The sequence below is a fragment of the Limosilactobacillus alvi genome (genome assembly GCF_016900115.1).
Classification (GTDB): Bacteria; Bacillota; Bacilli; order Lactobacillales; family Lactobacillaceae; genus Limosilactobacillus; species Limosilactobacillus alvi.
In genome coordinates this window covers 1-3174 of sequence record NZ_JACJJQ010000069.1, presented here as the reverse complement: position 1 = coordinate 3174, position 3174 = coordinate 1, and the positions used below count along the sequence as shown (strand labels likewise).

Annotated in this window: 2 rRNA genes; both read right to left on the bottom strand. The window is 50.9% G+C overall.

The features are described from left to right. Window positions 1–114 (bottom strand): 5S ribosomal RNA (rrf, locus tag H5993_RS09035); the annotation flags it as partial. Window positions 115–197: 83 nt separating this feature from the next. Then, window positions 198–3120 (bottom strand): 23S ribosomal RNA (locus H5993_RS09030). Between the last annotated feature and the right edge of the window lie 54 nt (window positions 3121–3174).

Genomic DNA, 3174 nt, shown 5'->3' with positions numbered 1-3174 from the left:
TGGCGACGCCCTATCCTCGCAGGGAGCGATCCCCCAACTACTTTCGGCGCGTTGAAGCTTAACTTCTGTGTTCGGCATGGGAACAGGTGTATCCTTCAAGCCATCATCACCACACTCTATCCTTTTCAGGATTGAAAGCTTGTGCTTTCAAAACTAAACAATATCTTTCCCTTCAAGTAACCTTACCACCTTTTACCTTGGTTAAGTCCTCGACCGATTAGTAATGGTCCGCTCCATGCGTCACCGCACTTCCACTTCCATCCTATCTACCTCATCATCTCTGAGGGGTCTTACTTCCTTAACGGAATGGGAAATCTCATCTTGAGGCGAGTTTCACACTTAGATGCTTTCAGCGTTTATCTCATCCATACATAGCTACCCAGCGGTGCTCCTGGCGGAACAACTGGTACACCAGCGGTATGTCCATCCCGGTCCTCTCGTACTAAGGACAGGTCCTCTCAAATTTCCTACGCCCGCGACGGATAGGGACCGAACTGTCTCACGACGTTCTGAACCCAGCTCGCGTACCGCTTTAATGGGCGAACAGCCCAACCCTTGGGACCGACTACAGCCCCAGGATGCGATGAGCCGACATCGAGGTGCCAAACCTCCCCGTCGATGTGGACTCTTGGGGGAGATAAGCCTGTTATCCCCAGGGTAGCTTTTATCCGTTGAGCGATGGCCCTTCCATACGGAACCACCGGATCACTAAGCCCGACTTTCGTCCCTGCTCGACCTGTCTGTCTCGCAGTCAAGCTCGCTTGTGCCTTTACACTCTGCGAATGATTTCCAACCATTCTGAGCGAACCTTTGGGCGCCTCCGTTACCTTTTGGGAGGCGACCGCCCCAGTCAAACTGCCCACCTGACACTGTCTCCCACCACGATGAGTGGTGCGGGTTAGAGTGGTCATAGTGCAAGGGTAGTATCCCACCAACGCCTCCACCGAAACTAGCGTCCCGGTTTCTATGGCTCCTACCTATCCTGTACAAGCAATACAAACACTCAATATCAAGCTACAGTAAAGCTCCATGGGGTCTTTCCGTCCTGTCGCGGGTAGCCTGCATCTTCACAGGCAATTCAATTTCACCGAGTCTCTCGTTGAGACAGTGCCCAGATCGTTACGCCTTTCGTGCGGGTCGGAACTTACCCGACAAGGAATTTCGCTACCTTAGGACCGTTATAGTTACGGCCGCCGTTTACTGGGGCTTCAATTCAGAGCTTCGCCGAAGCTAACCCTTCCTTTTAACCTTCCAGCACCGGGCAGGCGTCAGCCCCTATACTTCATCTTACGATTTTGCAGAAACCTGTGTTTTTGATAAACAGTCGCCTGGGCCTTTTCACTGCGGCTGGTCTTGCGACCAGCACCCCTTCTCCCGAAGTTACGGGGTCATTTTGCCGAGTTCCTTAACGAGAGTTCACTCGCTCACCTTAGGATTCTCTCCTCGACTACCTGTGTCGGTTTGCGGTACGGGTAGTTAGTTACTCACTAGAAGCTTTTCTCGGCAGCGTGACATCAACGACTTCGCTACTATAATTTCACTCCCCATCACAGCTTGTTAACCCGGATTAAAACATTTAACTCTAACCCTAACTTACTGCTTGGCCGGACACTTCCAATCGTCCGGATCGTTTAGCCTTCTGCGTCCCTCCATCATTCAAACGCAACTAACTAGTACAGGAATCTCAACCTGTTAGCCATCGACTACGCCTTTCGGCCTCGCCTTAGGTCCCGACTTACCCTGGGAGGACGAGCCTTCCCCAGGAAACCTTAGTCATTCGGTGGACAGGATTCTCACCTGTCTTTCGCTACTCATACCGGCATTCTCACTTCTAAGCGCTCCACTAGTCCTCACGGTCTAACTTCATCGCCCTTAGAACGCTCTCCTATCACTCAACCTAACGGTTGAATCCACAGTTTCGGTAATATGCTTAGCCCCGGTACATTTTCGGCGCAGGATCACTCGACTAGTGAGCTATTACGCACTCTTTAAATGATGGCTGCTTCTGAGCCAACATCCTAGTTGTCTATGCAACTCCACATCCTTTTCCACTTAGCATATATTTTGGGACCTTAACTGGTGATCTGGGCTGTTCCCCTTTCGACGGTGGATCTTATCACTCATCGTCTGACTCCCGGACATGAATCGATGGCATTCGGAGTTTATCTGAAGTTGGTAACCCATGACGGGCCCCGTGTTCAAACAGTGCTCTACCTCCAAGATTCTTAATTCCGAGGCTCCCCCTAAAGAGATTTCGGAGAGAACCAGCTATCTCCAAGTTCGTTTGGAATTTCACCGCTACCCACACCTCATCCCAGCCTTTTTCAACAGACACGGGTTCGGACCTCCAGTGCGTTTTACCGCACCTTCATCCTGGACATGGGTAGGTCACCTGGTTTCGGGTACATAACTACGTACTTCGTACGCCCATTTCAGACTCGCTTTCGCTACGGCTCCGGTTTTTCCACCTTAACCTTGCACGTAATCATGACTCGCCGGTTCATTCTGCAAGAGGCACGCCGTCACCCATTAACGGGCTCCGACAGCTTGTAGGCACATGGTTTCAGGAACTCTTTCACTCCCCTCCCGGGGTGCTTTTCACCTTTCCCTCACGGTACTGGTTCACTATCGGTCACTAGGGAGTATTTAGCCTTGCGAGATGGTCCTCGCAGATTCCGACGGGGTTTCACGTGTCCCGCCGTACTCAGGATCCTGAACTGAGGGGGTAAGGTTTCGTCTACTGGACTATCACCATCTCTGGTGCAGCTTCCCAACTGCTTCGACTACCTTGCCCCTTGGTAACTCAAACGTTCAGTCCTACAACCCCAACAAGCAAGCTCGTTGGTTTGGGCTCTTTCCGTTTCGCTCGCCGCTACTCAGGAAATCGATTTTTCTTTCTCTTCCTGCAGCTACTTAGATGTTTCAGTTCACTGCGTCTACCGCTTACTAGCTATGAATTCACTAGTCAAGCAACTAACGACTAAGTTAGTTAGGTTTCCCCATTCGGAAATCTCCGGATCAAAGTGTACTTACCACTCCCCGAAGCATATCGGTGTTAGTCCCGTCCTTCATCGGCTCCTAGTACCAAGGCATTCACCATGCGCCCTTTGTAACTTAACCTGATTGATCGTCGATCAATCGAGTTAATTGAGATAGCGATTATATTCGTTAAAA